Genomic DNA, 20,805 nt, shown 5'->3' with positions numbered 1-20,805 from the left:
CCCGGGGCGGCGCGCTCCAGCGCCGCCCCGGGAGGCCGCGGTTCGGGGAAGGCCGCAGGCTCTGAAAGGGCCCGCCCCCGTCGCCAGACACAGACAGGCTCAGTCAGATGACGTCAGGCCCGGTCAGATGGCGTCAGGCGCCTTCAGCTCCGCGGATACCGGGCCAGCCACCCGGGGGCCGCGCCGTTCAGACCGTGCAGGGAGGGGCCCTGTGTCATCTCCATCGCGAAGTCGTCCGCGAGCTGGAGGATCGTCGCGCGTCCCTCCAGTTCGGCCAGCCATACGGGCGGCAGGGCCGTCTCGCCGTGCAGCGCGCCCAGCAGGTTGCCGCAGATCGCGCCCGTGGAGTCGCTGTCCCCGCCGTGGTTCACCGCCAGCAGCAGGCCGTGCCGGACGTCCTCGGCGACCAGTGCGCAGTAGACGCCGATCGCCAGCGCCTCCTCGGCGGTCCAGCCCGCGCCCAGGGACTCCACGCGGGCGGGCGTCGGCACGCCCTCCCGTACGGCGCTCAGCGCCTGCTGGAGGGCCTCGGTCGTCTCCTCGTGGCCGGAGTGGCCGGACAGCCGCGCGAGCGCCTTGTGGACGGCGGCGTTCAGGTCCTCGCCGCGGGTGACCGCGTGGGTGATGACGGCGAGCGCACCGGCCGCGAGGTATCCGGTGGGGTGGCCGTGGGTCTGTACGGCGCATTCGGCGGCGAGCTGGAAGACCAGGTCCGCGTCCCAGCCGACCAGCAGCCCGAAGGGCGCGGAGCGCATCACGGCCCCGCAGCCCTTGGAACCCGGGTTCTTGGGCTGCTCCATCGTGCCCATCACCGGGTCGGCCAGGCCGCTCAGGCAGGCGTTCCCGGGGGCGCGCCGGGCGTACAGCCATTCCTCGCGGGCCAGCCAGCCGGCGCCCTCCTCGCGCTCGTCCGGGCCCCAGTCGCGCTGCGTGGCGGCCCAGCGCAGGTAGGCGCGGTGGACGTCGGTGGGCGGGTGCCAGGCTCCGGTGTCGCGCCGCACCTGGGCGCGGATGAGGCCGTCGACCGTGAAGAGGGTCATCTGCGTGTCGTCGGTGACGGCGCCGCGCCGCCCGTAGGCCGGCACGTAGTCCGTCACGCCTTCAGGGCCGTGCGTCTTCCGGATCGCGTCCAGGGAGTCGAACTCGATGCCCGCGCCGAGCGCGTCCCCGATCGCCCCGCCCAGCAGGCAGCCGCGCACCCGGCTCCGGAAGTCCTGCCGCTCGGCCCGGCCCCATATGGGGGTGCCCTCTGCCGCTGCGTTCACTGTTCCTCCCGTTAGCCGACCGCCTACTGCTTCCGGGGGTGCTTGGCCGTCCCCCGGCGCAGCACTGTATTCGACCAGAAACGATCGGTTCGGTGGCGAGGATGCCCGGCATGTGGTCGTGCTTGGGCGGGGCGGGAGGGAAGTGAGTGCCGGTGCGCGCGGGGCCGGGGTCAGGCCGGGCCCGGGACCGGTTCGCGGCACCGGGCCGACGGGTGCGGGGAGGAACCCGACCGCGGTGCGCACAGGAGCCCGGCCGCGGTGCGCACGGGGTTCCGCGTACGTCTCCCGTATGCGCCCCGCGCACCCCCTCGTCACCTGCGTACCCACGCACACGCCGGGCGCCGCCGTCCCGCGCGTCCCGGCCCCCTCATGTGCGCACCCGAACCTCCCACGGCGTCATTCGTCCCGGCACGGGGTGGGCATGCTCCCCCCATGCCCGACTACGAATGGGACCGCACGACCATGGCCATCGTCGCCTGTGCCCTCGCCGGCGACAGCGAGGGAGCCGTGGAGCTCCTCAGGCCGCTGCCGCAGGTGGACGTGTGCCACATCGCGGTGCGGCTGGCCGCGATGGCCGCCGACGCGCTGATCGTGGCGGCGGAGGACGCGGGCGGCGACCGGGAGGAAGCCCTGGCCCATTGGCAGGAGTGCATCCTCCAGCACGAGGCCGAGCACACCGAGGAGTGAAGCGGGGCGCCCCAAGGGGTGCGGCCCAAGGAGCGCGATCCCAAGGGCTGCGCCCCAAGGGGCGCGCTCCCGACCGCCGCCCTACTGGCCTATCGGCAGACCGGCCCGCCCCCTGGAGAGGCCCCGGCCCGCCCTTTGGAGCGCCCTTACTCCAGCACCGGCAGCAGCTCCGGCAGGTGCCCGTCCGAGGCGAGCGCCGCCGCCTGCCGCTCCTCCGGCACCTCGCCGTACGTGGTGGTACGGGGACGGGCCGGGCGGCCGGCCGCCTCGGCGATGGCGATCAGGTCACGGATGGAGCGGTAGGAGCCGTACGAGGAGCCCGCCATACGGGAGATCGTCTCCTCCATCAGGGTGCCGCCGAGGTCGTTGGCGCCGGAGCGCAGCATCTCGGCGGCGCCCTCCGTGCCGAGTTTGACCCAGCTCGTCTGGATGTTGGTGATGTGCGGGTGGAGCAGCACCCGGGCCATGGCGGTGACGGCCCGGTTGTCGCGGGTGGTGGGCCCGGGCCGGGCGATGCCCGCCAGGTAGACGGGCGCGTTGGTGTGGATGAACGGGAGCGTGACGAACTCCGTGAACCCGCCGGTCTCCTGCTGGATCTCGGCCAGCAGCCGGAAGTGCCCGAGCCAGTGGCGGGGCTGGTCGACGTGCCCGTACATCATGGTCGAGGACGAGCGGATGCCCAGCTCGTGGGCCGTCTTGACGACCTCCACCCACGTGGCGGTGGGCAGCTTGCCCTTGGTGAGGACCCAGCGCACCTCGTCGTCCAGGATCTCCGCCGCCGTCCCCGGAATGGTGTCCAGCCCGGCGGCCTTGGCCTCGCTCAGCCACTCCCGGATGGACATCCCCGTCCGCGTCGCGCCGTTGACGACCTCCATGGGGGAGAAGGCGTGCACGTGCATCCCGGGGACGCGTTCCTTGACCGCCCGCGCGATGTCGAAGTACGCGGTGCCGGGCAGGTCGGGGTGGATGCCGCCCTGCATGCAGACCTCCACCGCGCCCACCTCCCACGCCTGCTCGGCCCGGTCGGCCACCTGGCTCAGGGACAGGGTGTAGGCGTCGGCGTCCGTACGGCGCTGCGCGAAGGCGCAGAAGCGGCAGCCGGTGTAGCAGACGTTGGTGAAGTTGATGTTCCTGGTGGTGATGTACGTGACGTCGTCGCCGACCGTGTCCCGCCGCAGGTCGTCCGCGATCCGGCAGAGGGCGTCCAGGGCGGGGCCGTCGGCGTGCAGCAGCGCCAGCGCCTCGGCGTCCGTCAGGCGCGTGGGGTCGTCGGCGGCCACCGACAGCGCCGCGCGCACGTCGGCGTCCAGGCGGGAGGGCGCCATCCCAGGGGCGGCGGCCTCGCGCAGCGCGTCCCAGTCGCCGTACACGTCGTCGAAGTCATCACGGCGGTCGGAGGTGCGGCCCTCGGTGTCGATGGTGTGATGCAGGTCCGTACGGCCCGAGGAGTGCAGCGAGAAGCCCTCGTCGGGCTCCTGCCAGGGGCGGCCGGTGACCACCGCGTCCTCGCGCGCCAGGCCGGTCTCCGGGTCGGCCAGGGCGCTGACGTGCGGCATCAGGCGGGGGTCCAGCCAGGGCTCGCCGCGCAGGACGAACTCGGGGTAGACGGCGAGGCGTTCGCGCAGCTCGAACCCGGCGGCGGCGGACTGCCGCGTCAGCTCCTCGATCTTCGGCCAGGGTCGCTCGGGGTTGACGTGGTCGATGGTGACCGGCGAGACGCCGCCCCAGTCGTCGATGCCCGCGCCGATGAGCAGCGCGTACTCGGAGTCCACGAGGTTGGGCGGCGCCTGGAGGCAGGCGGCCGGGCCCAGGACGTGCCGGGCGACCGCGATGGTGGCCGCCAGGTCCGCCAGCTCGGCGTCGGGCATGCCGCGCATGGCCGTGTCCGGCTTGGCCCGGAAGTTCTGGATGATCAGTTCCTGGATGCCGTGGTAGGCCCGCTGGATCTTGCGCAGCGCGAACAGCGACTCCGCGCGCTCCTCGTACGTCTCACCGATGCCGATGAGCAGACCGCTGGTGAAGGGCACGTTGGAACGCCCGGCGTCCTCCAGGGAGCGCAGCCGCACGGCCGGTTCCTTGTCCGGCGAGCCGTAGTGCGGGCCGCCCGGCTCGCTCCACAGCCGCTCGGCGGTGGTCTCCAGCATCATGCCCATGGACGGCGCGACGGGCTTGAGGGTCTGGAAGTCCGTCCACGTCAGCACGCCGGGGTTGAGGTGGGGCAGCAGCCCCGTCTCCTCCAGGATGCGGATGGAGATGGCCCGCACGTAGGCGATGGTGGAGTCGTACCCCTCGGCCTCCAGCCACTCGCGCGCCTCGGGCCAGCGGTCCTCGGGCTTGTCGCCGAGCGTGATGAGCGCTTCCTTGCAGCCCATCTCGGCGCCCTTGCGGGCGATCTCCAGCACCTCGTCCGGGGACATGAACATCCCGTGCCCGGCGCGGCGCAGTTTGCCGGGCACGGTGACGAAGGTGCAGTAGTGGCACTTGTCGCGGCACAGGCGCGTGAGCGGGATGAAGACGCTCTTGGAGTACGTGATGACGCCGGGCCGCCCGGCCGCCTCCAGGCCCGCGTCCCGCACCCGGGCTGCGGACGCGCACAGGTCCCGCAGGTCCTCGCCCCGGGCCTGCAGCAGCACGGCGGCTTCCGTGACGTCGAGGGCCACGCCGTCGCGGGCGCGCTTGAGGGCGCGGCGCATGGCGTTGGCGGTGGGGCGGCTCGTGGTGCCGGACGCGGGGGCGCCGGGGCCGGGGGTGCTCGTCGTGCCGGACGCGGGGGCGGGGGTGCTCGCGGTTTCGGGCGCGGGCGTGCCGGGGGCGGGGAGGGTCCCGGGCGCGGGCGTGCCGGGGGCGGTGGGGACGGACGGTGCGGGCCGCCGGCCCGTGCCCGGGGCCGGCGCGCCGCTCGCGGGGCCCTGCGGCCCTTGCTGGGGCTGAGGGGTGCCCCGACCCGGTTCCTGATCTGGTGCCTGCTCAGGTCCCTGCGCGCTGGAAGTCATCCCCCGAGCATACGAGCGACCTCTGACGGTGGAACCGCACGGCGGGGGATGGGTGGCGCCAAGGGTGGTGACGAGCCGCCCGGGTGCCCGGGGCGCACCTCTGGGGCCGCGTCGCCGTATGGACGACCGAACGGACGGGCGGCCCCGGGGCCGTGCCCGATTACGGGCACCGAGCCTGGCGGCGGCCCATGGAACGGACTCCCACCGTCATGCCCGTGCCCGACGCGGCCCGTCCGGCAACAGGGTCACCGCCCCCATAGTCCGCCGCTTCACAGGTATTGCGCGTAATCGTCCAAAGTGCGCAGCACCTCGTCCTCCTCCCCGGAAGGCACCGAGAGGACGACCTCCGTCAGCCCCAGGTCCCGGAAGCGCGCCAGCTTCCCGGCCGAAGGGACGACGGAGTACGGCACCACCTCCGGCTCCCCGGCCCGGCCCGCCTCCGTCCATGCCCGCCGCAGTTTCGGCAACGCCTCCGCCAGCCCCCTTCCGCCGATCGGCAGCCACCCGTCCGCGTACTCCGCCACCTGCGCGAAGAACTTGGGGCCAGCCGCGCCGCCGAGCAGCACGCGCGGCGCGCCTCCGGCCGGTTTCGGGTACGCGTACGACGCCCGTACGGAGCCGAACTCCCCCTCGTACGCGGTCGGCGACGGCGCCCACAAGGCCCGCATCAGCCCCAGCCGGTCCCGCACGAGGGCTCGCCGGGTCGCCCATTCCACGCCGTGGTCGGCGGCCTCCTCGACGTTCCAGCCGTACCCGACGCCCAGGGTGAACCGTCCGCCGGAGAGGAAGTCCAGCGTCGCCACCTGCTTGGCCAGGTCGATCGGGTCGTGCTGGGCCACGAGGGTGATGCCGGTGCCCAGCGCGAGGTGCTCGGTGACGGCGGCGGCCTGGCCGAGGGCGATGAGTGGTTCGAGGGTCCGCCCGTACGCCCGGGGCAGCGGCTCGCCCATCGGGGCCGGGGTGTCCCGGCTGACCGGAACGTGGGTGTGCTCGGGGAGATAGAGACCGGCGAAGCCGCGCTGCTCCAGCTCGCGCGCCAGCCGGTCCGGCCGGATCGTCTCGTCGGTCAGCATGATCGTGGTCGCGATTCGCATGGGGCGAACCTCCGCGTCAGGCGTGTGAGTGAACGCATGGTGCCCTGCCGACCGGAAGTTATCCACAGGCCTGTCGCGCGTGGGTCATCTGCGCGTACAACAGTTCTCGCGGGCAGCATCCGGCACATCTCAGCAACGACGCCACAGGACAGCGGAAACTGCGCAGGACGAGGGAAACAGCTCAGAACAGCGGAAACAGCGCAGGCGACCGTAAACAGCACAGCCGAGCAGAAACAGCACAGACAGACAGAACCAACAAGGAAGACAACCCACGGCACACCCAAGCAGGCACGACCCAACCACCGCAGGGGGATCAGAAGTGGACCGACGCGACATTCTCAAGCTCACCGCTGTCGCGGGTGCGGCGGGCGCGCTTACGCTCGATCCCGTGAGCTTCGCGGACGCGGCGCACGCGGCGGACCGTCCCGGGGAAGGCGCCGAGCAGACCCGTACGGTCCGTGGCCACCTGCCCCCGGGCGCCCCCGACTTCGTGTACCTGCCGATCGAGGTGGGGCGAGGGGTGCGGGAGATCGCCGTCTCGTACCGCTACGACAGACCGACCGTCCCCGAGGGGACCGTCGGCAACGCCTGCGACATAGGGATCTTCGACGAGCGCGGCACGGAACTCGGCGGCGAGGGGTTCCGCGGCTGGTCCGGCGGGGCGCGTACGGAGTTCGCCATCAGCGCGGAGAAGGCCACCCCCGGGTACCTCCCCGGCCCGATCGACGCCGGCGTCTGGCACGTCGTCCTCGGCCCGTACACCGTCGCCCCGCAGGGGATGGACTACGAGGTCGACGTCACCCTGCGCTTCGGCCCCCGGGGACGCACGCCCGAACCGGTCTACCCGCCCGAGCGCGCCAAGGGCCGGGGCCGCGCCTGGTACCGCGGTGACAACCACCTCCACAGCGTCTACTCGGACGGCAAACGCACACCCGCACAGATCGCCGCGCTCGCCCGCGCCGCCGGTCTGGACTTCATCAACTCCTCCGAGCACAACACCACCTCCGCGCACGCGGCGTGGGACGGGCTGTGGGGGGACGACCTGCTCATCCTGACCGGCGAGGAGGTCACCACCCGCAACGGCCACGTCGTGGCGATGGGCACCGACCCCGGCGCCTTCATCGACTGGCGGTACCGCGCGCGGGACCACGCCTTCGGCCGGTACGCCCGCGCCATCCGCCGCGCCGGGGGCCTGGTCATTCCGGCCCACCCGCACGCCACCTGCATCGGCTGCAACTGGAAGTTCGGCTTCGAGGAGGCCGACGCGGTCGAGGTGTGGAACGGCCCCTACTCCCCCGAGGACGAGGTCGCCCTCGCGGAGTGGGACAACACCCTGGTCGCGCACGCCCAGGGCCGCGGGGACTGGCTGCCCGCCGTCGGCCACAGCGACGCCCACCGCGACCCGGACGTCATCGGGCTCCCCCAGACCGTCGTCCTGGCCGACGACCTCTCCCGCCGGGAGATCCAGGACGGCATCCGCGCCGGCCGGGTCTGGATCGCCGAGTCCGCCCAAGTGGACCTGGCGTTCTCGGTGACCGGGGAACGGGGCGAGCACGCGGGCATCGGCGAACGCCTCCGCGTTCCCCGCGCGTCCAAGGCCACGGCACGGCTGAAGGTCTCCGGTGCCCCCGGCTGCACGGTGCGTTTCGTCACCGACCAGGGCGTGCTGCACTCGTCCCCGCTGCCCGCCTCCGGCAGCGGCACCGTCCAATGGCAGACCACCCCCGACCACGCCGCCTACATACGGGCGGAGGTCCGCCACCCGCCGGTCGTCCAGGGGCTCCCGGGGCCGATGGCGGCGATGACGAATCCGGTGTTCCTGGGAAGGGCGTAGGGGCCGGGCTCCGTCTGCCCCATCGCTTCTCGCCGGCTCGGGCAGCTCCGTGTCCGGCGTCGTCTCAGTCCTCGACCACCAGCGCCGGAGTGGCCTGGGTGAGGACCTCGCCGCGGAAGAAGGCGGGGCTGCGCCGCCGCATCACCAACATGATCACGAAGCCGACGAGGAGCAGACCGACACCGATGACGAAGACCGAGCCGACGCCGAAGACGGAGCTGCCCGAGCCGTAGGCCGGGTTCCACATGTCGATCAGCGTCTTGAGGAAGACGGCGGCGAGGAGGAGACCACCGAGCACGGGAAAGACGCCCTTGAGGAACAGGTCCCGGGTGGACGTGCGCAGTTCCCGGCGGAAGAACCAGGCACAGGCGAAGGCGGTGATCGAGTAGTAGAAGCAGATCATGAGGCCGAGGGCGTAGATCGTGTCGACCAGCACGTTCTGGCTCAGGAAGCTCATCACGGCGTAGAACACGCCGGTGGCGGTGCCGGCCGCGATGGTGGCCCGGCCCGGGGAGCGGAAACGCGGGTGCACCCGCGCGAACGAGGGCGGCAGGGCCTCGTACGTGCTCATGGCCAGCACCGTGCGGGCCACGGGGATGAAGGTGGTCTGGAGGCTGGCCGCCGCCGAGGCGAGGACGGCGACGAAGAGCAGGACGCCGAGCACCGGCCCCATGACGGGGCTGGCCAGCGCGGCGAAGACGTTGTCGGACGTGTCCGGGTTGCCCAGGCCCAGGCCCTTGTCCCCGACACCGGCGAACATCTGGGTGCCGACGGCGGTCAGGAGGTAGGAGCCGATCAGGACGAGCATCGCCAGCAGCGCGGCCCGGCCGGGGGTCTTGGCGCTGCCCGCGGTCTCCTCGTTCACCGTCAGGCAGGTGTCCCAGCCCCAGAACATGAAGATCGACAGAGACAGGCCCGCGGTGAAGGCGCTGAAGGAGGGGACCTCGAAGGGATTCATCCACGACCAGGAGAAGTCGATCGAGCCCGCGAAGTCGCCGGAGCGCGCCTTGCCGACGGCCATGACGACGAAGACGGCCAGCACGACGAGCTGCAACCCGACGAGTGTGTACTGCACGCCCTTGGTGGCCGTCATGCCGCGGTAGCTGATGGCCGTGGCGACGGCTATGAAGATCAGGCAGGTCAGGACGTGAACGGGGGTGTTCCCGTCGAGGTCGGCCACCGCGGGGCTGCCGGTGAGCTCGCCCAGTAGAAGCCAGAAATAGGAGGTCGCGACACCGGCGAGATTGGAGAGCACGATGATCGTCGCGATGACCATGCCCCAGCCGCACATCCAGCCGACGCGCGGCCCGAAGGCCTTGACGGTCCAGGTGAAGGAGGTGCCGCAGTCGGGCACGGCCTTGTTCAGCTCGCGGTAGGCGAAGGCGACGAGCAGCATCGGCAGGAAGCCCGCGAGGAAGACGGCGGGCATCTGCAGGCCGACCTCGCCGACGGTCGGCCCCAGGGTGGAGGTCAGGCAGTACACGGGCGCGACGGTGGAGATGCCGATCACTGCGCTGCCCAGCAGCCCGACCGAATTGCCGCTCAGACCCTTGCTACGGGTGTCCCCGCCGCCGTCGCCGACGCTCGTTACCGTGTCTCCGGCCGGGGGCCGCGGGTCTGCCTGAACCATGAACAGGACGTTAAGTGCTGCTGTTTCCGTATCCGGAGGAAGAGATTCCGCCCGGGGAACCTTCACCTTGCGTGGCGGCGACACCAGTTGATCAAGTAATTGAAGCTTGGATGACGCCTTCGGTAGGCAGCTCGAAGGCGTGAGGCACTGCTTCCGCGATGCGGGAATCGTAGGAGCGCCCGTTTCGTCCGGGTTCAAAAATTTCCCGTGCGGGTTTGCGCGGGAGGGAGCCGATCCCTTCGGTCGATCTTCCGCTCCCCCGCCTCCGTCTGCCGCGCCTGGGCGAGGGAACGGGCCTTCCGTCTTCCGCACCTGTACAGGGGAGCGGGCCTACGTCTTCCCATCTGCGCCAGGGAAGGGGCCTCCGTCTTCCACACCTGCGCAAGGCAAGAGCCCCCGTCGGCCGCCACGGTGCGACAGCCGACGCCCCTCAAGCTCAGCGGACGAGCGCCCGCCACCCACCGGCCCGGCGACCGGCCACCCACTGGCCAGGCACCGACCACTCACCGGTCAGACGCCGACCTCCCGCAGACCGGGCGCCCCCACGCCGGAGCCGACGCCCCTCCCCAGCCTCCGGCGCATGCCCACCGCACCACCGCGCAGCTCAGCCCCCCACCCCAACGCCCCCCGACTCAGTCCCCCCGCCCCTCCCGCATCCGCGTCGTCCGGTGCACCGGGTCCGTGTCGATCTTCGGGATGACGTGCTCGCCGATCAGCTTGATCGTGTTCATCGTGTCCTCGTAGGACACCCCGATCGGCAGCCCGAAGGCGAGCTGGTCGGCGCCGGCCTGGTTCCAGCGCTCGCACTGCCGCAGCACCTCGTCCGGATCGCCGCAGATCATCAGCTCCTCGGCGATCAGCAGCTCGATGATCTCCTCGCTGTACTCCGGCAGCAGCTCGGGCCAGCGCGGGATGCCCTCCGGGCGCGGGAAGGTGTCGTGGTAGCGGAAGAGGAGCGACTGGAGGTAGTTCAGGCCGCCGCCGACCGCGATCTCGACCGCCTTCTCGTGCGTCTCGGCGCAGATCGCGGTGGAGGTCACCATGATGTTGTCGTTGACGAAGGCGCCGACGGGCTCCGCGTCCTTGACGGCCGTCTTGTACGACTCAAGGACCCACTCCATGTCGGAGACCTTCTGCACGCTGAAGCCGAGCACGCCCATGCCCTTGCGCGCGGCCATCGCGTACGAGGACGGCGACCCGGCCGCGTACCACATGGCCGGGTGCGACCTGCCGTACGGCTTGGGCAGGACCTTGCGGGGCGGGAGCTGCCAGTGTTTGCCCTGGAAGCCCTGGTACTCGTCCTGGAGCCACATCTTGGGAAACTCGGCGACGGTCTCTTCCCACATCTCCTTGGTGGCGTTCATGTCCGTGACGCCCGGCAGGAAGCCGAGGATCTCGTGGCTGCCCGCGCCGCGCCCGGAGCCGAATTCGAAGCGCCCGCCCGAGAGGTGGTCGAGCATGGCGACCTTCTCGGCCACCTTCACCGGGTGGTTGACGGCGGGCAGCGGGTTGAAGATGCCGGAGCCCAGGTGGATGCGTTCGGTGGCGTGCGCGAGGTAGCCGAGGAACACGTCGTTGGCCGAGAGGTGGGAGTACTCCTCCAGGAAGTGGTGCTCGGTGGCCCAGGCGTACTTGAAGCCGGACCGGTCCGCCTGGATGACGTACTCGGTCTCCTCCATCAGTGCGTGGTGCTCCGCCTCGGGGTCGGTCTCGGCCCGAGCGGCGGGCACGTAGCCCTGTACAAACATCCCGAATTCCACGGCCGTTCACCGTTCCTTCCGAGCTGACGACCCGTCAGAGCGGGTTGACTGTGGCATCGACCGTACGCGCCGTCAAGGTCGTCCGGAACGCCGGTTCGCCGCGGAGGAATCGCTTCCGGCCGCCCTCCGTCCGGCCCCGGACGCGCTCCCGGGAGCCGCCCGCCGAGCACCCCCACCCCCACCACGCCCTTCCTCGCCTCCTCCCGTCCCCGTCCCTCCCTGATCAGCGCCCACTCTCCGCCCGGCGGTCCCGTTCGGTCACCACCCGACCGTCAAGCGATCGCCTCTTCACAACAAACCGCTCCCGAATGGCCAACAACCGATCACCGAATGACCGGCGGCATGCGCACCGGACGCCCGGCGGTCGGCGAAGGTTTATGCACACTCCAGACCGCTACTGACGGAAGTGCTTCCGACAAGGCAGACTGGCCGGTGCGAACGGAAGGGCACAGGGCAGGGGGACACCATGGACGACGGTCCGGGGCAGGGACAGGAGCGGCTCCGCTTCACCGTGCTCGGTCCCGTGCGGGCCTGGCGCGGCGAGGCGCCATTGGCGGCCGGCTCCCCGCAGCAGCGCGCGCTGCTCGCCGCCCTTCTGCTGCGCGGCGGGCGGACCGCCACCGCCGCCGAACTGGTCGACGCGCTGTGGGGCGACCAGCCGCCGCACGCCGCGCTGCCCGCGCTGCGCACCTACGCCTCCCGGCTCCGCAAGGCGTTCGGGTCGGACGCGGACACCCTGGTCAGCGAGTCCGGCGGATACGCGATCCGGCCGACCGGCGCCCGACCACTGGACCTGGACCTCGACCACGCCGAGCAGTACGCGGCCGAGGCCGAGAAGGCCCGGGCCTCCGGTGACCGCTGCGGCGCCCGCGAGCGGCTGGAAGCGGCGCTGGCGCTGTGGGACGGCGAGCCGCTGGCGGGGCTGTCCGGTCCGTACGTGGAGACGCAGCGCACCCGCCTGGAGGAGTGGCGGCTCTCCCTGATCGAGGCCCGCCTCGAACTCGACCTTGAGGTCGGCTGCCACGCCGAGGCGGTCTCCGAGCTGACCGCCCTGACGGCCGCCCACCCGTTGCGCGAGCGGCTGCGCGAGCTCCTCATGCTGGCGCTGTACCGCAGCGGACGGCAGGCCGAGGCGCTCGCCGTATACGCCGATACGCGCCGTCTGCTCGCCGACGAGCTGGGCGTGGACCCGCGCTCGTCCCTCTCCGACCTCCAGCAGCGCATCCTGCGGGCGGACGAGGACCTGGACGCGCCGGTGCCGCCGCACGACGAGACGCCCGGCGAACCGGTCTTCGTCCGCCCCCAGCAACTCCCCGCCACCGTCGCGGACTTCACCGGCCGCGCCTCCTTCGTCAGCGAGCTCAGCGAGCAGCTCATGACGGAGGGAGGCTCGGTGATGGCGGTGTCGGCGGTCGCCGGGATCGGCGGCGTCGGCAAGACCACGCTGGCCGTCCACATCGCGCACGCCGCCCGTGACCACTTCCCGGACGGACAGCTGTACGCGGACCTCCAGGGCGCCGGGCACACACCGTCCGACCCGGAGGCGGTGCTCGGGGCGTTCCTGCGCGCCCTGGGCACCCCGGACGCCTCCATCCCCGACGGCCTGGAGGAACGCGCGGCCCTGTACCGCTCCACGCTCGCCGGCCGCCGCGTCCTGGCCCTCCTGGACAACGCCCGGGACGCGGCGCAGATCCGCCCGCTCCTCCCCGGCGCGGAAGGGTGCGCCGCGCTCATCACCAGCCGGGCCCGGATGATCGACCTGGCCGGCGCGCACCTCGTCGACCTCGACGTCATGAGCCCGGAGGAGGCGCTCACCCTCTTCACCCGCATCGTCGGCGAGGAGCGGGTCAACTCCGAGCGCGAGGCGTCCATGGACGTGGTGGGGGCCTGCGGTTTCCTCCCGCTGGCCATCCGCATCGCCGCCTCGCGCCTGGCCTCCCGCCGCACGTGGACGGTCTCCGTCCTCGCCCGGAAGCTGGCCGACGAACGTCGCCGTTTGGACGAGCTGCGCGCCGGCGACCTCGCCGTCAAGGCGACCTTCGAGCTGGGTTACGGCCAACTGGAGCCCCACCAGGCGCGCGCCTTCCGCCTGCTGGGCCTGGCCGACGGCCCCGACATCTCCCTCGCCGCCGCGGCGGCCATCCTGGACATGCCGCTGGACGACGCCGAGGACCTGGTCGAGTCCCTGGTCGACGCCTCCCTGCTGGAGTCCGCCGCGCCGGGCCGCTACCGCTTCCACGATCTCGTACGACTCTACGCGCGTGCATGCGCCGAACGGGACGAGCACCCGCCGTCCGAACGCGACGCGGCGCTGTCCCGGCTGCTGGACTTCTACCTGGCCACCGCCGCCCACATGTACGCGCTGGAGCGGCCCGGCGACCGGCTCGTGGACCATATGGAGAGCACCGGCCAGCCCGGCGTCGTCTTCCAGGACCGCAGCACGGCGCTGGACTGGCTGTTCGGGGAGTCCGGGTGCCTGCTGGCGTGCGCGCAGCAGTCGCGGGACAAGGCGTCGCTGCGGCGCGCCGTGGACCTGCTGCTGCTCACCCGCGACCTCGCCGAGTCCGGCGCCGACGCCCGGCAGTACGAGCAGGCCAACATGACGCTGCTGGCCGCCGCCCGCGAGGCCGAGGACCTGCACGCGCAGGCGCGGCTGCACACCGCCCTCACCAACGTCCACACCCTGGCCGGCCGGCTCGACGAGGCGGACGAGCACGCCAAGGCCGCCATGGAGCTGGGTGCCGCGATCCAGGACCCGTTCTCGTCCTCGTACGCGCCCAACGACCGGGCCATCATCGCCGGCGAGCAGCAGCGGCACGCGGACGCCGAGGCGTACCTGAGCCAGGCGCTCGCCGCGTTCCGCGCCGACGACAACAAGCAGGCCGAGGCCAGCGCGCTGTGCAACCTCTCCCGGGTGCACCTGGACACCGGGCGGGTGGACAGCGCGATCGAGCTGGCGCAGCAGGGCATCGCCATCTACCGGCACCTCGGCGCCACCCGGCGGCTGGCCAACGGCATGTACGCACTGGCTCTGGCGTTCACCCTCGCCAAGCGGCTGGACGACGCCGCCGACCAGCTGCACCAGGCGCTGGTGATCTTCCAGGACAGCCGGCAGCGCTTCTGGGAGGGCATGACGTACTTCCGGCTGGCCGAGGTCGATCTCGCCGCCGAACGCCCGGCGCAGGCGGCCAACCACGCCGAACAGGCGCTCACCGCACTGCGCGGCATCGGCGGGGAGTGGTGGCGGGCCAACGCCCTGACGACGCTGGGGCGCGCGCTGAACGAGATCGGGCACACCGGCCGGGCCCACGTCTGCTGGCAGGAGGCGCTCTCCATTTACGAGCGGCTGGGTTCGGCGGAGAGCGTCAAGGTGCGCAAGCTCCTGACGCCCGTCGCGACCGTGTAGGCGCGCTGTGCCACGCTTGCCGGTGCTCACAACGAAACCCCTGGTCACAGGGGTGGCGGGGGTGGGTTCGCGGCCGGGCCGGACATGGTCCGGGCCCCGGCGGTAGGGCCGGTGGGCCCCGGCGCCGCCGCGTGCAGCGGACGTTTATCGATCGTTCATCGTCGCACGTCACTCTCTTACGTACCGAACCGCCGCCTCGGGGGGCAAGCGGCTCGGAACGAGGCCGCACCGCGGGGTGCCGGCCCCGGCCCACCCGTCCGGCGACCCACGGGGGAGTAGCCGGCCGGGCGGGCCCCAAGCGCCCGAACGCAGGAGTTGATCATCGTGAGCGTCAACAAGAAGCCACCGTCGCCAGCCAAGAAGGTCGACGACCAGGACATCGTCAAGCCGCTCGACAACCACCGTCCGATCGTCGGACCTGACGTTCCCGTCAAGCCCGTCAAGCCCGTCAAGGCGAAGGAAAAGCCGCGGACGGTGCCGGGTGAGGGACCGGTGACCACGCAGGACAACCACCGGCCCATCGCCGAACCGCAGTAAGGATCGGCAAGGCAGGGGGACAGCAAGAGGCAAGAAGCAAGAAGAAGCAGGGCAGCAAGGCAGCAAGGCAGCAAGGCAGCAAGCTGTGAACGGTACGCGGTGGTATGGGGGAATGCACGACACCACGTACTGAGCAATGGTTTTCGGGGGATCGCAGGGGTCGGCTTCGATGGCCGGAGGGGAGTCATCGAAGCCGGTCCCTGCGGCCATTTTCGCGGCAGGTGCTGCGGCGGGGTGCCTTCGGGCCGTTTCCGTCCGCGTCGGAGCCGTTTCCGTCCGCGTCGGAGCCGTTTCGGTCGGCGTCGCACCCGTTTCCGTCGGCGTCGCACCCGTGTGGAATGCGCCGGGGGGCGTGCTTGGTGCGGCGGTGCCCGTTCCGCTCACCTGGTGGGGTTTTTCGGGGCGCCATCCTTTGAGCCGGTGGGCGCCGTTGGCCGAGCGTGCGCTTTCATCCAGGATGCGTGCGGGATTCGCGCGCACTACGGAATTTCCGCGGAGACCATGGGCCTTGCCCAGAGGGCACGGAATTTCGCGTGGTTCGCGGGGATTTCCGGTGCGCTATGGCCGTGTGACGGCCGGACTCCGAATGCCCCGGCGGCCTGCGCGAAAAATACTAATGGGCCGTCAGTTTTTCACCCCGGCAACGGATTAGCGCTCCATCACCCGGAGCGTGAGGCGGGGAAAAGCGCCCGTCCAGCTTCTGTGCCGCCAGGCGCCTCCACGTCACCGATAAGACGCGATCAGGCGGGCCAGGTGTTCCGCGGCGGCCATCAGCGGGCGTTCGCTGCGCGACACCTGGGCGGACAACTCGGCGCCTTCCAGCACACTGATCACGGTGTACGCCAGGTCGCGGGCGACCTCTTCGGCGAAACCCGCGGCGCACAGCTTGTCGTACACGATGCGCTGCCAGTTCTCGAAGGCCCGCGCCACGGCCTCCTGGATGCCCGGGGTGCGGCCGACGGTCTCCAGGGCGGTGGCCGCGATGGGGCAGCCGTCGATCCAGTCGGACGCGTGCAGTTCGCGGGCCAGCGTGCGGGCGCAGCCCGCGACCGCCTCCGCGGGGTCGTCGGCACTCTCCATGGCCTCCCGCAGCATCTCCGCGAACTCCCGGTCCCCGTGGCGGATCGCCTCGGCGGCCAGCTCCTGCTTGCCGCCCGGGAAGAAGTGGTAGACGGAGCCGAGGGTGGCGCCGGCCTCCTTGGAGATCTGCTTGATGCCCGTCCCCTCGTACCCCTGGCGCTGCATCAGCCGGGAGGTGGCCCGGACGATGCGGTCGCGGGTCCCGAGGGCGGCGGGGTCGGCGGCGGCCGGTGACCGCCGCGCGCGGGAGGCGCCGGCGGACGGGGCAGCGGACTGAGGGGCCTGGTCCTTTGTCTGCATACCGCGAGTTTACCGAGATCAGTGAGTAGAGCGTTCGTTCTAGAGCTGTGCTATGTTTCTCGCCGTCCGAGTAGAGCGATCGTTCTAGTGGCGTGGCGGGGGACGGCGATCGGGCCCCGGTCGCGGCATCACCGCTCCTCCCCCAGCCCCACGGACCGTTCCGCGGACATCAGGCAGTTCCCCTCGTTCCCCAGGCAACAGAAGGCGGGTTCTTCATGAGCGACACCCAGCAGTCCGTGACCGTCATCGGGCTCGGCCCCATGGGACAGGCGATGGTTTCCACGTTCCTGGAGCGCGGCTACCAGGTGACCGTCTGGAACCGCACCGCGAGCAAGGCCGACCCGCTGGTGGCCAAGGGCGCCGTCCTGGCGGCCACCGTCCAGGAGGCGCTGGCCGCCAACGAACTGGTGGTGCTGAGCCTGACCGACTACGACGCGATGTACGCCATCCTCGGCCAGGCCACCGACGCGCTGGCCGGCCGCGTCCTGGTCAACCTCAGCTCCGACACCCCCGAGAAGGCGCGCGCGGCGGCCGAGTGGGCGGCGGGCCACGGCGCCCGACACCTCACCGGGGGCGTGCAGGTGCCGCCGTCGGGCATCGGAAGCCCGGAGTCCGCCACGTTCTACAGCGGTCCCAAGGACCTCTTCGAGGCGCACCAGGAGACGCTGAAGGTGCTCACCGCCACCGACTACCGGGGCGAGGACCCGGGGCTGGCGGCGCTGTACTACCAGATCCTGATGGACATCTTCTGGACCAGCATGCTCAGCTACCTGCACGCCGTCGCGCTCGCCGACGCGCACGGCATCACGGCCGAGGAGCTCCAGCCGTACGTCGCTTCCGCGCTGTCCTCGCTGCCGAACTTCGCCGGTTTCTACACCCCGCGCATCAACGCCGGGAACCACGCCGGTGACGTCGACAAGCTGGCCATGGGCGCGGCGAGCGTGGAGCACATCGTGCACACCACGGAGGCGGCCGGGGTGGACACCGCGCTGCCGGCCGCGGTGCTGGAGGTCTTCCGGCGCGGCATGGCGCAGGGCCACTCCGGGGACAGCTTCACCAGCCTGGTGGAGGTGTTCAAGAAGGCCGTCGCCTCGGCCTGATGCCGGGACCGGCGGCCGGGGGCCGGGACCGGCGGCCGGGGGCCGGGACCGGGATCGGGGTCAGGGGTCGGGTCTCGCTCCGGGGAGGTGGCGGCCGGTGCCGCGGGGGTGTGGCGGCCGGCGCTTCGTACGGGGTGGGAGGCCGGGGACGTCACCGGGTCTTCCCGCTCCGTCCCCGGCCGTCCGGCACTGCGGACGACTGCCCCCTCGCGCGTCCGCCGACCTGCGGGAACGCGATGCCGTAGCGCGGTCCGGCGGACGGGCGTAGCGTCGGTTCGAAGGTGCCGGACCTGAAGTCCGACGGGGCACGGAGGGCGCCGGACGGGTGGCGAGGGCGTCGGACGGATGCCGGGGGCGCCGGACGGGTGGCCGCCCTCGCGGACGAAGTCCGAACCGGGAGGCCGACTCGGGAAGCCGACTCGGAAGCCCCAACCGGAAGCCCCAACCGAAGGTCCCAACCGGAAGCCCGACCCGGAAGTCCCAACCGGAAGAGGCGAAAAGTCCGGGGGACGTCAGGGAAAGGTCCGGGAGAAGTCCGGGGAAACCCCGGCGCGAGTCGGGGTGGATCCGGGGAAGGCTGTCACCAGCAGGGCGACGGCGACAGAGCGAGGCGATGCCCGGTGGTACGCAACGTACTCGGATCCCTTTTCGCACTCATCGGCGCGGCGGCGGCCGTCTGGAGCTGCTTCCGCCCCTGGTACGACGACCGGCACGGCGAGGACATCCGCGTCCGGGACCTCTTCGGCGGCATCACCGCCACCAACTCGGGCCTGTACGAGTCGCTGCTCCTCCCGATGGCCTTCGCCGCCCTGGTGGCGGTGGTGGGCGTGGCACTGCACGCGCGGGCGCTCGTCGCGCTCGCGGGGGTGGTGGCGCTCGGCTTCACCGTCCTGTGGATGGTGCGGCAGGGGCAGGCGGCGGGCAGCCTGTCGGTCGGCAGCGCCGCCGACCGGGGGCTCGGCATAGGCTCGGCCATGGCGCTGGGCGGTGGCGTGGTGATGCTGCTGGGCGCCGCGCTGATGAGCGGTCGCGGCGCCGGCCGGGCGCGCGACGACGGCCGCCCGCGCGGTCCTGGGGACGTTGGCCCTTACGGTGCCACGACCGGCCGGTCGTACGAGGGCCACACCGGCGAGGACATCAGCACGTACCCGACCCAGGCCCGGCCGTACGGGTCCCCGGGCGCCGGGCCCTCAGGACGTCCCGCCCACGGCACCGACCCCGCCACCGGCGGGCCGCCACCCGCCCCACCCCACTGGGACAAGGAACCGTAGGCCGGGAGCGTCAGCCGCCCGCCAGGCCCAGGCGGCCCGCGCCGCACCGGCTTTCCCCCACTGGCCACGGGGGGCGCCGCATCCCGCTCGTTCCAGAGCGACGGCCGACGCGCGGCGGCCGACGCCCCACCCCGGCCCCAAGAGTCGGCCGCGCCCCGCTCCCGCCAGGACAACGGCTTCCTCCCCCTCCAACCGGCGCGGCAGCCGTCCCCCTTGGTCACCCTCGCCTACGACCGGCGCGGCAGCCCCGTCCCCTTCTCCGCGTCCAGGGCATACACGCAGCGGTCCTTGCTGCACGCGTAGACGACGCCCGCGACCGCCACCGGCGTGCCGGTGATCTCGCCGCCGGTGGCGAGCTTCCAGCGGAGCTGGCCGCCCATCGCGTCGAGCGTGTAGAGGCAGTGGTCGGCGGAGCCGAAGTGGACGCGGCCGTCCGCGACCACCGGGGCGCCGACGACCTCGCCGCCCGCCTGGAAGCGCCAGCGCGGCGTGCCGGTGACGGCGTCCAGCGTGTAGAGGGCCTTGCCGCTGCCGAGGTGCACGGCACCGTCCACGACCAGGACCGGTTCGGCGGACTGGCGCGCCTCGGTGGCGATGCGCCAGCGGTCCCGGCCGTCGGCCGCGTCCAGGGCGTAGACCGTGCCGAGGTAGTCCGCGAGGTAGACGCCACCGCCGGTGACGGCCGGGCCGGGCGCGTACGCGGGCGGGGCGAGGAAGACCGCCGGTGCCTCGAACTGCCAGCGCAGGTCGCCGCGGGCGATGTCGAGCGCCAGGACGCGGGTCCCCGCGGTGACGTAGACCGCGCCGTCCGGTGCGGGCAGCAGCCGCATCGGCACCCCGCCGCAGGCCGCCGCGTCGCCGACCGGGTACGACCAGCGCTCGGCGCCCGTCCGGGCCTCCAGCGCCTTCAGCCGCCCGTCGGCCCACAGGAACACCGTGCCCTCGTGCAGGACCGGGCCCGACTCGGCCGTCTCGAAGTCGCTCTGGACGCCGGTGACGTCCCACAGCGGCGCGCCGGTGGTGGCCTCCCAGGCCTGCGCCCCGCCGCCGCGGGTGCCGGTGACGACCGTGTTCCGCTCGACGGTGAGCGCGTAGACCCAGCCCTCGGTGCTCAGCCGCCAGCGCTCGGTGCCGTCCGTCGCGTCCAGCGCGTACAGGCTCGGGCCGTCCGAGGCGTGGACGAGCCCGTCCGCGACCGCCATCGACCAGGCGACCTCGCGGGTCTTGAACCGCCGCCGGCCGCTGGCCACGTCCAGGGCGTGCACCTCGAAGGACGTGACGTAGACGAGGTCGCCGGAGACGACGGGGGTGCCCCACACGTCGTTCGACATCCGGAAGCGCCAGGGCCGCCAGCGCCCCGGCGCGGCGTCCTGGCCCAGGGCCTGACCGGTGGGCGGTGGGGCGGTCACGCCGACCGGCGGCTCCGCCGCGCCGGCGTCCGCACGGGCGTGCGCCGGGCCCTGGCTCTCCCCTGCCGTGGCCTGCGGGGGCACGGACGGACCGGCGCCCGGCGGGCGCACCCAGTCCGTCGCCGGGGCGGCCTGCGCCGACGGCGGTGTCTCGCGGCCGTCCGCCGCGCGGGGGCCCGGCCCTATGGCGGCGGACGATCCCGCGAGCCGTACCGGGCCGTCCGGTCCCGTCCCCTCCGCCTCGGCCGGGTGGGGCGCCATCGGGGGCGCGGGAGGCGGCGGCGGGGGCGCCACCGGGGCGTGCGAGACCGCCCCGGACGCGGCCTGGACGGCGGGAGCCGGCTCGGGCGCCGACGCGGTGGCGGGCGCGATCGGCCCGGTGCCGGGCGCGGGCCGCGGCGGGCGGGCCGGGCCGCGCGGGTCCTCGGCCCGGCGGGCG

The 20,805-nt window shown here is 72.6% G+C and carries 13 protein-coding genes; 6 read left to right on the top strand and 7 right to left on the bottom strand.

The features are described from left to right. Positions 1 to 143: 143 nt before the first annotated feature. On the bottom strand, positions 144 to 1,265 hold the full coding sequence (locus ABZX96_RS36410; protein WP_355553401.1) for an ADP-ribosylglycohydrolase family protein: 1,122 nt from the start codon (positions 1,263 to 1,265) through the stop codon (positions 144 to 146). 432 nt (positions 1,266 to 1,697) lie between these two features. Here ABZX96_RS36410 and ABZX96_RS36405 point away from each other — a divergent pair, with 432 nt between their 5' ends. Beyond that, positions 1,698 to 1,952, top strand: coding sequence for a hypothetical protein (locus tag ABZX96_RS36405; protein WP_355553398.1), 255 nt, complete (start codon positions 1,698 to 1,700; stop codon positions 1,950 to 1,952). Positions 1,953 to 2,098: 146 nt separating this feature from the next. Here the strand turns inward: ABZX96_RS36405 and ABZX96_RS36400 are convergent, their stop codons facing one another. Beyond that, positions 2,099 to 4,945: a bifunctional FO biosynthesis protein CofGH gene (locus tag ABZX96_RS36400; RefSeq protein ID WP_355553395.1), complete on the bottom strand. Its 2,847-nt coding sequence runs from the start codon at positions 4,943 to 4,945 to the stop codon at positions 2,099 to 2,101. A gap of 269 nt (positions 4,946 to 5,214) precedes the next feature. Further along, entirely contained in the window at positions 5,215 to 6,039 is an 825-nt protein-coding gene (locus tag ABZX96_RS36395; protein WP_355553392.1) for a TIGR03619 family F420-dependent LLM class oxidoreductase, read from the bottom strand. A gap of 319 nt (positions 6,040 to 6,358) precedes the next feature. Between ABZX96_RS36395 and ABZX96_RS36390 the strand changes: the two genes are divergently transcribed. After that, entirely contained in the window at positions 6,359 to 7,873 is a 1,515-nt protein-coding gene (locus ABZX96_RS36390) for a CehA/McbA family metallohydrolase (RefSeq protein ID WP_355553389.1), read from the top strand. Between the two features lie 64 nt (positions 7,874 to 7,937). Here the strand turns inward: ABZX96_RS36390 and ABZX96_RS36385 are convergent, their stop codons facing one another. After that, complete coding sequence (locus tag ABZX96_RS36385) at positions 7,938 to 9,503, bottom strand: APC family permease (protein WP_355553386.1); 1,566 nt, start codon at positions 9,501 to 9,503, stop codon at positions 7,938 to 7,940. Positions 9,504 to 10,135: 632 nt separating this feature from the next. Continuing rightward, entirely contained in the window at positions 10,136 to 11,263 is a 1,128-nt protein-coding gene (locus tag ABZX96_RS36380) for an LLM class flavin-dependent oxidoreductase (protein WP_355553383.1), read from the bottom strand. Between the two features lie 466 nt (positions 11,264 to 11,729). Here ABZX96_RS36380 and ABZX96_RS36375 point away from each other — a divergent pair, with 466 nt between their 5' ends. Together ABZX96_RS36375 and ABZX96_RS36370 are read left to right on the top strand one after the other, a co-directional pair. Then, complete coding sequence (locus tag ABZX96_RS36375; protein WP_355553380.1) at positions 11,730 to 14,669, top strand: BTAD domain-containing putative transcriptional regulator; 2,940 nt, start codon at positions 11,730 to 11,732, stop codon at positions 14,667 to 14,669. 324 nt (positions 14,670 to 14,993) lie between these two features. Next, complete coding sequence (locus ABZX96_RS36370; protein WP_355553378.1) at positions 14,994 to 15,206, top strand: hypothetical protein; 213 nt, start codon at positions 14,994 to 14,996, stop codon at positions 15,204 to 15,206. Positions 15,207 to 15,929: 723 nt separating this feature from the next. On the opposite strand, the gene ABZX96_RS36365 is transcribed toward ABZX96_RS36370, so the two are convergent. Continuing rightward, positions 15,930 to 16,586, bottom strand: coding sequence for a TetR/AcrR family transcriptional regulator (locus ABZX96_RS36365; RefSeq protein WP_355553375.1), 657 nt, complete (start codon positions 16,584 to 16,586; stop codon positions 15,930 to 15,932). A gap of 215 nt (positions 16,587 to 16,801) precedes the next feature. Between ABZX96_RS36365 and ABZX96_RS36360 the strand changes: the two genes are divergently transcribed. Both ABZX96_RS36360 and ABZX96_RS36355 read left to right on the top strand, forming a co-directional pair. Beyond that, complete coding sequence (locus ABZX96_RS36360) at positions 16,802 to 17,686, top strand: NAD(P)-binding domain-containing protein (protein ID WP_355553373.1); 885 nt, start codon at positions 16,802 to 16,804, stop codon at positions 17,684 to 17,686. Between the two features lie 620 nt (positions 17,687 to 18,306). Next, complete coding sequence (locus ABZX96_RS36355; RefSeq protein ID WP_355553370.1) at positions 18,307 to 18,957, top strand: hypothetical protein; 651 nt, start codon at positions 18,307 to 18,309, stop codon at positions 18,955 to 18,957. Between the two features lie 227 nt (positions 18,958 to 19,184). Here the strand turns inward: ABZX96_RS36355 and ABZX96_RS36350 are convergent. Continuing rightward, positions 19,185 to 20,805, bottom strand: a 1,621-nt coding sequence (locus ABZX96_RS36350; protein ID WP_355553367.1) for a PQQ-binding-like beta-propeller repeat protein, incomplete at its 5' end; no start/stop codon positions are given.

It is taken from the genome of Streptomyces sp. NPDC003077, from assembly GCF_040611095.1.
In the GTDB taxonomy this organism is placed as follows: Bacteria; Actinomycetota; Actinomycetes; order Streptomycetales; family Streptomycetaceae; genus Streptomyces.
The sequence above is the reverse complement of the archived record's forward strand: the minus strand, read 5'-3'. Positions and strand labels throughout refer to the sequence as shown.

Coding starts and splice junctions, on each gene's coding strand:
- ABZX96_RS36405 (WP_355553398.1), top strand. CDS start 1,698: ATGCCCGACTACGAATGGGACCGCACGACCATGGCCATCGTCGCCTGT.
- ABZX96_RS36400 (WP_355553395.1), bottom strand. CDS start 4,945: ATGACTTCCAGCGCGCAGGGACCTGAGCAGGCACCAGATCAGGAACCG.
- ABZX96_RS36395 (WP_355553392.1), bottom strand. CDS start 6,039: ATGCGAATCGCGACCACGATCATGCTGACCGACGAGACGATCCGGCCG.
- ABZX96_RS36385 (WP_355553386.1), bottom strand. CDS start 9,503: ATGGTTCAGGCAGACCCGCGGCCCCCGGCCGGAGACACGGTAACGAGC.
- ABZX96_RS36375 (WP_355553380.1), top strand. CDS start 11,730: ATGGACGACGGTCCGGGGCAGGGACAGGAGCGGCTCCGCTTCACCGTG.
- ABZX96_RS36365 (WP_355553375.1), bottom strand. CDS start 16,586: ATGCAGACAAAGGACCAGGCCCCTCAGTCCGCTGCCCCGTCCGCCGGC.
- ABZX96_RS36360 (WP_355553373.1), top strand. CDS start 16,802: ATGAGCGACACCCAGCAGTCCGTGACCGTCATCGGGCTCGGCCCCATG.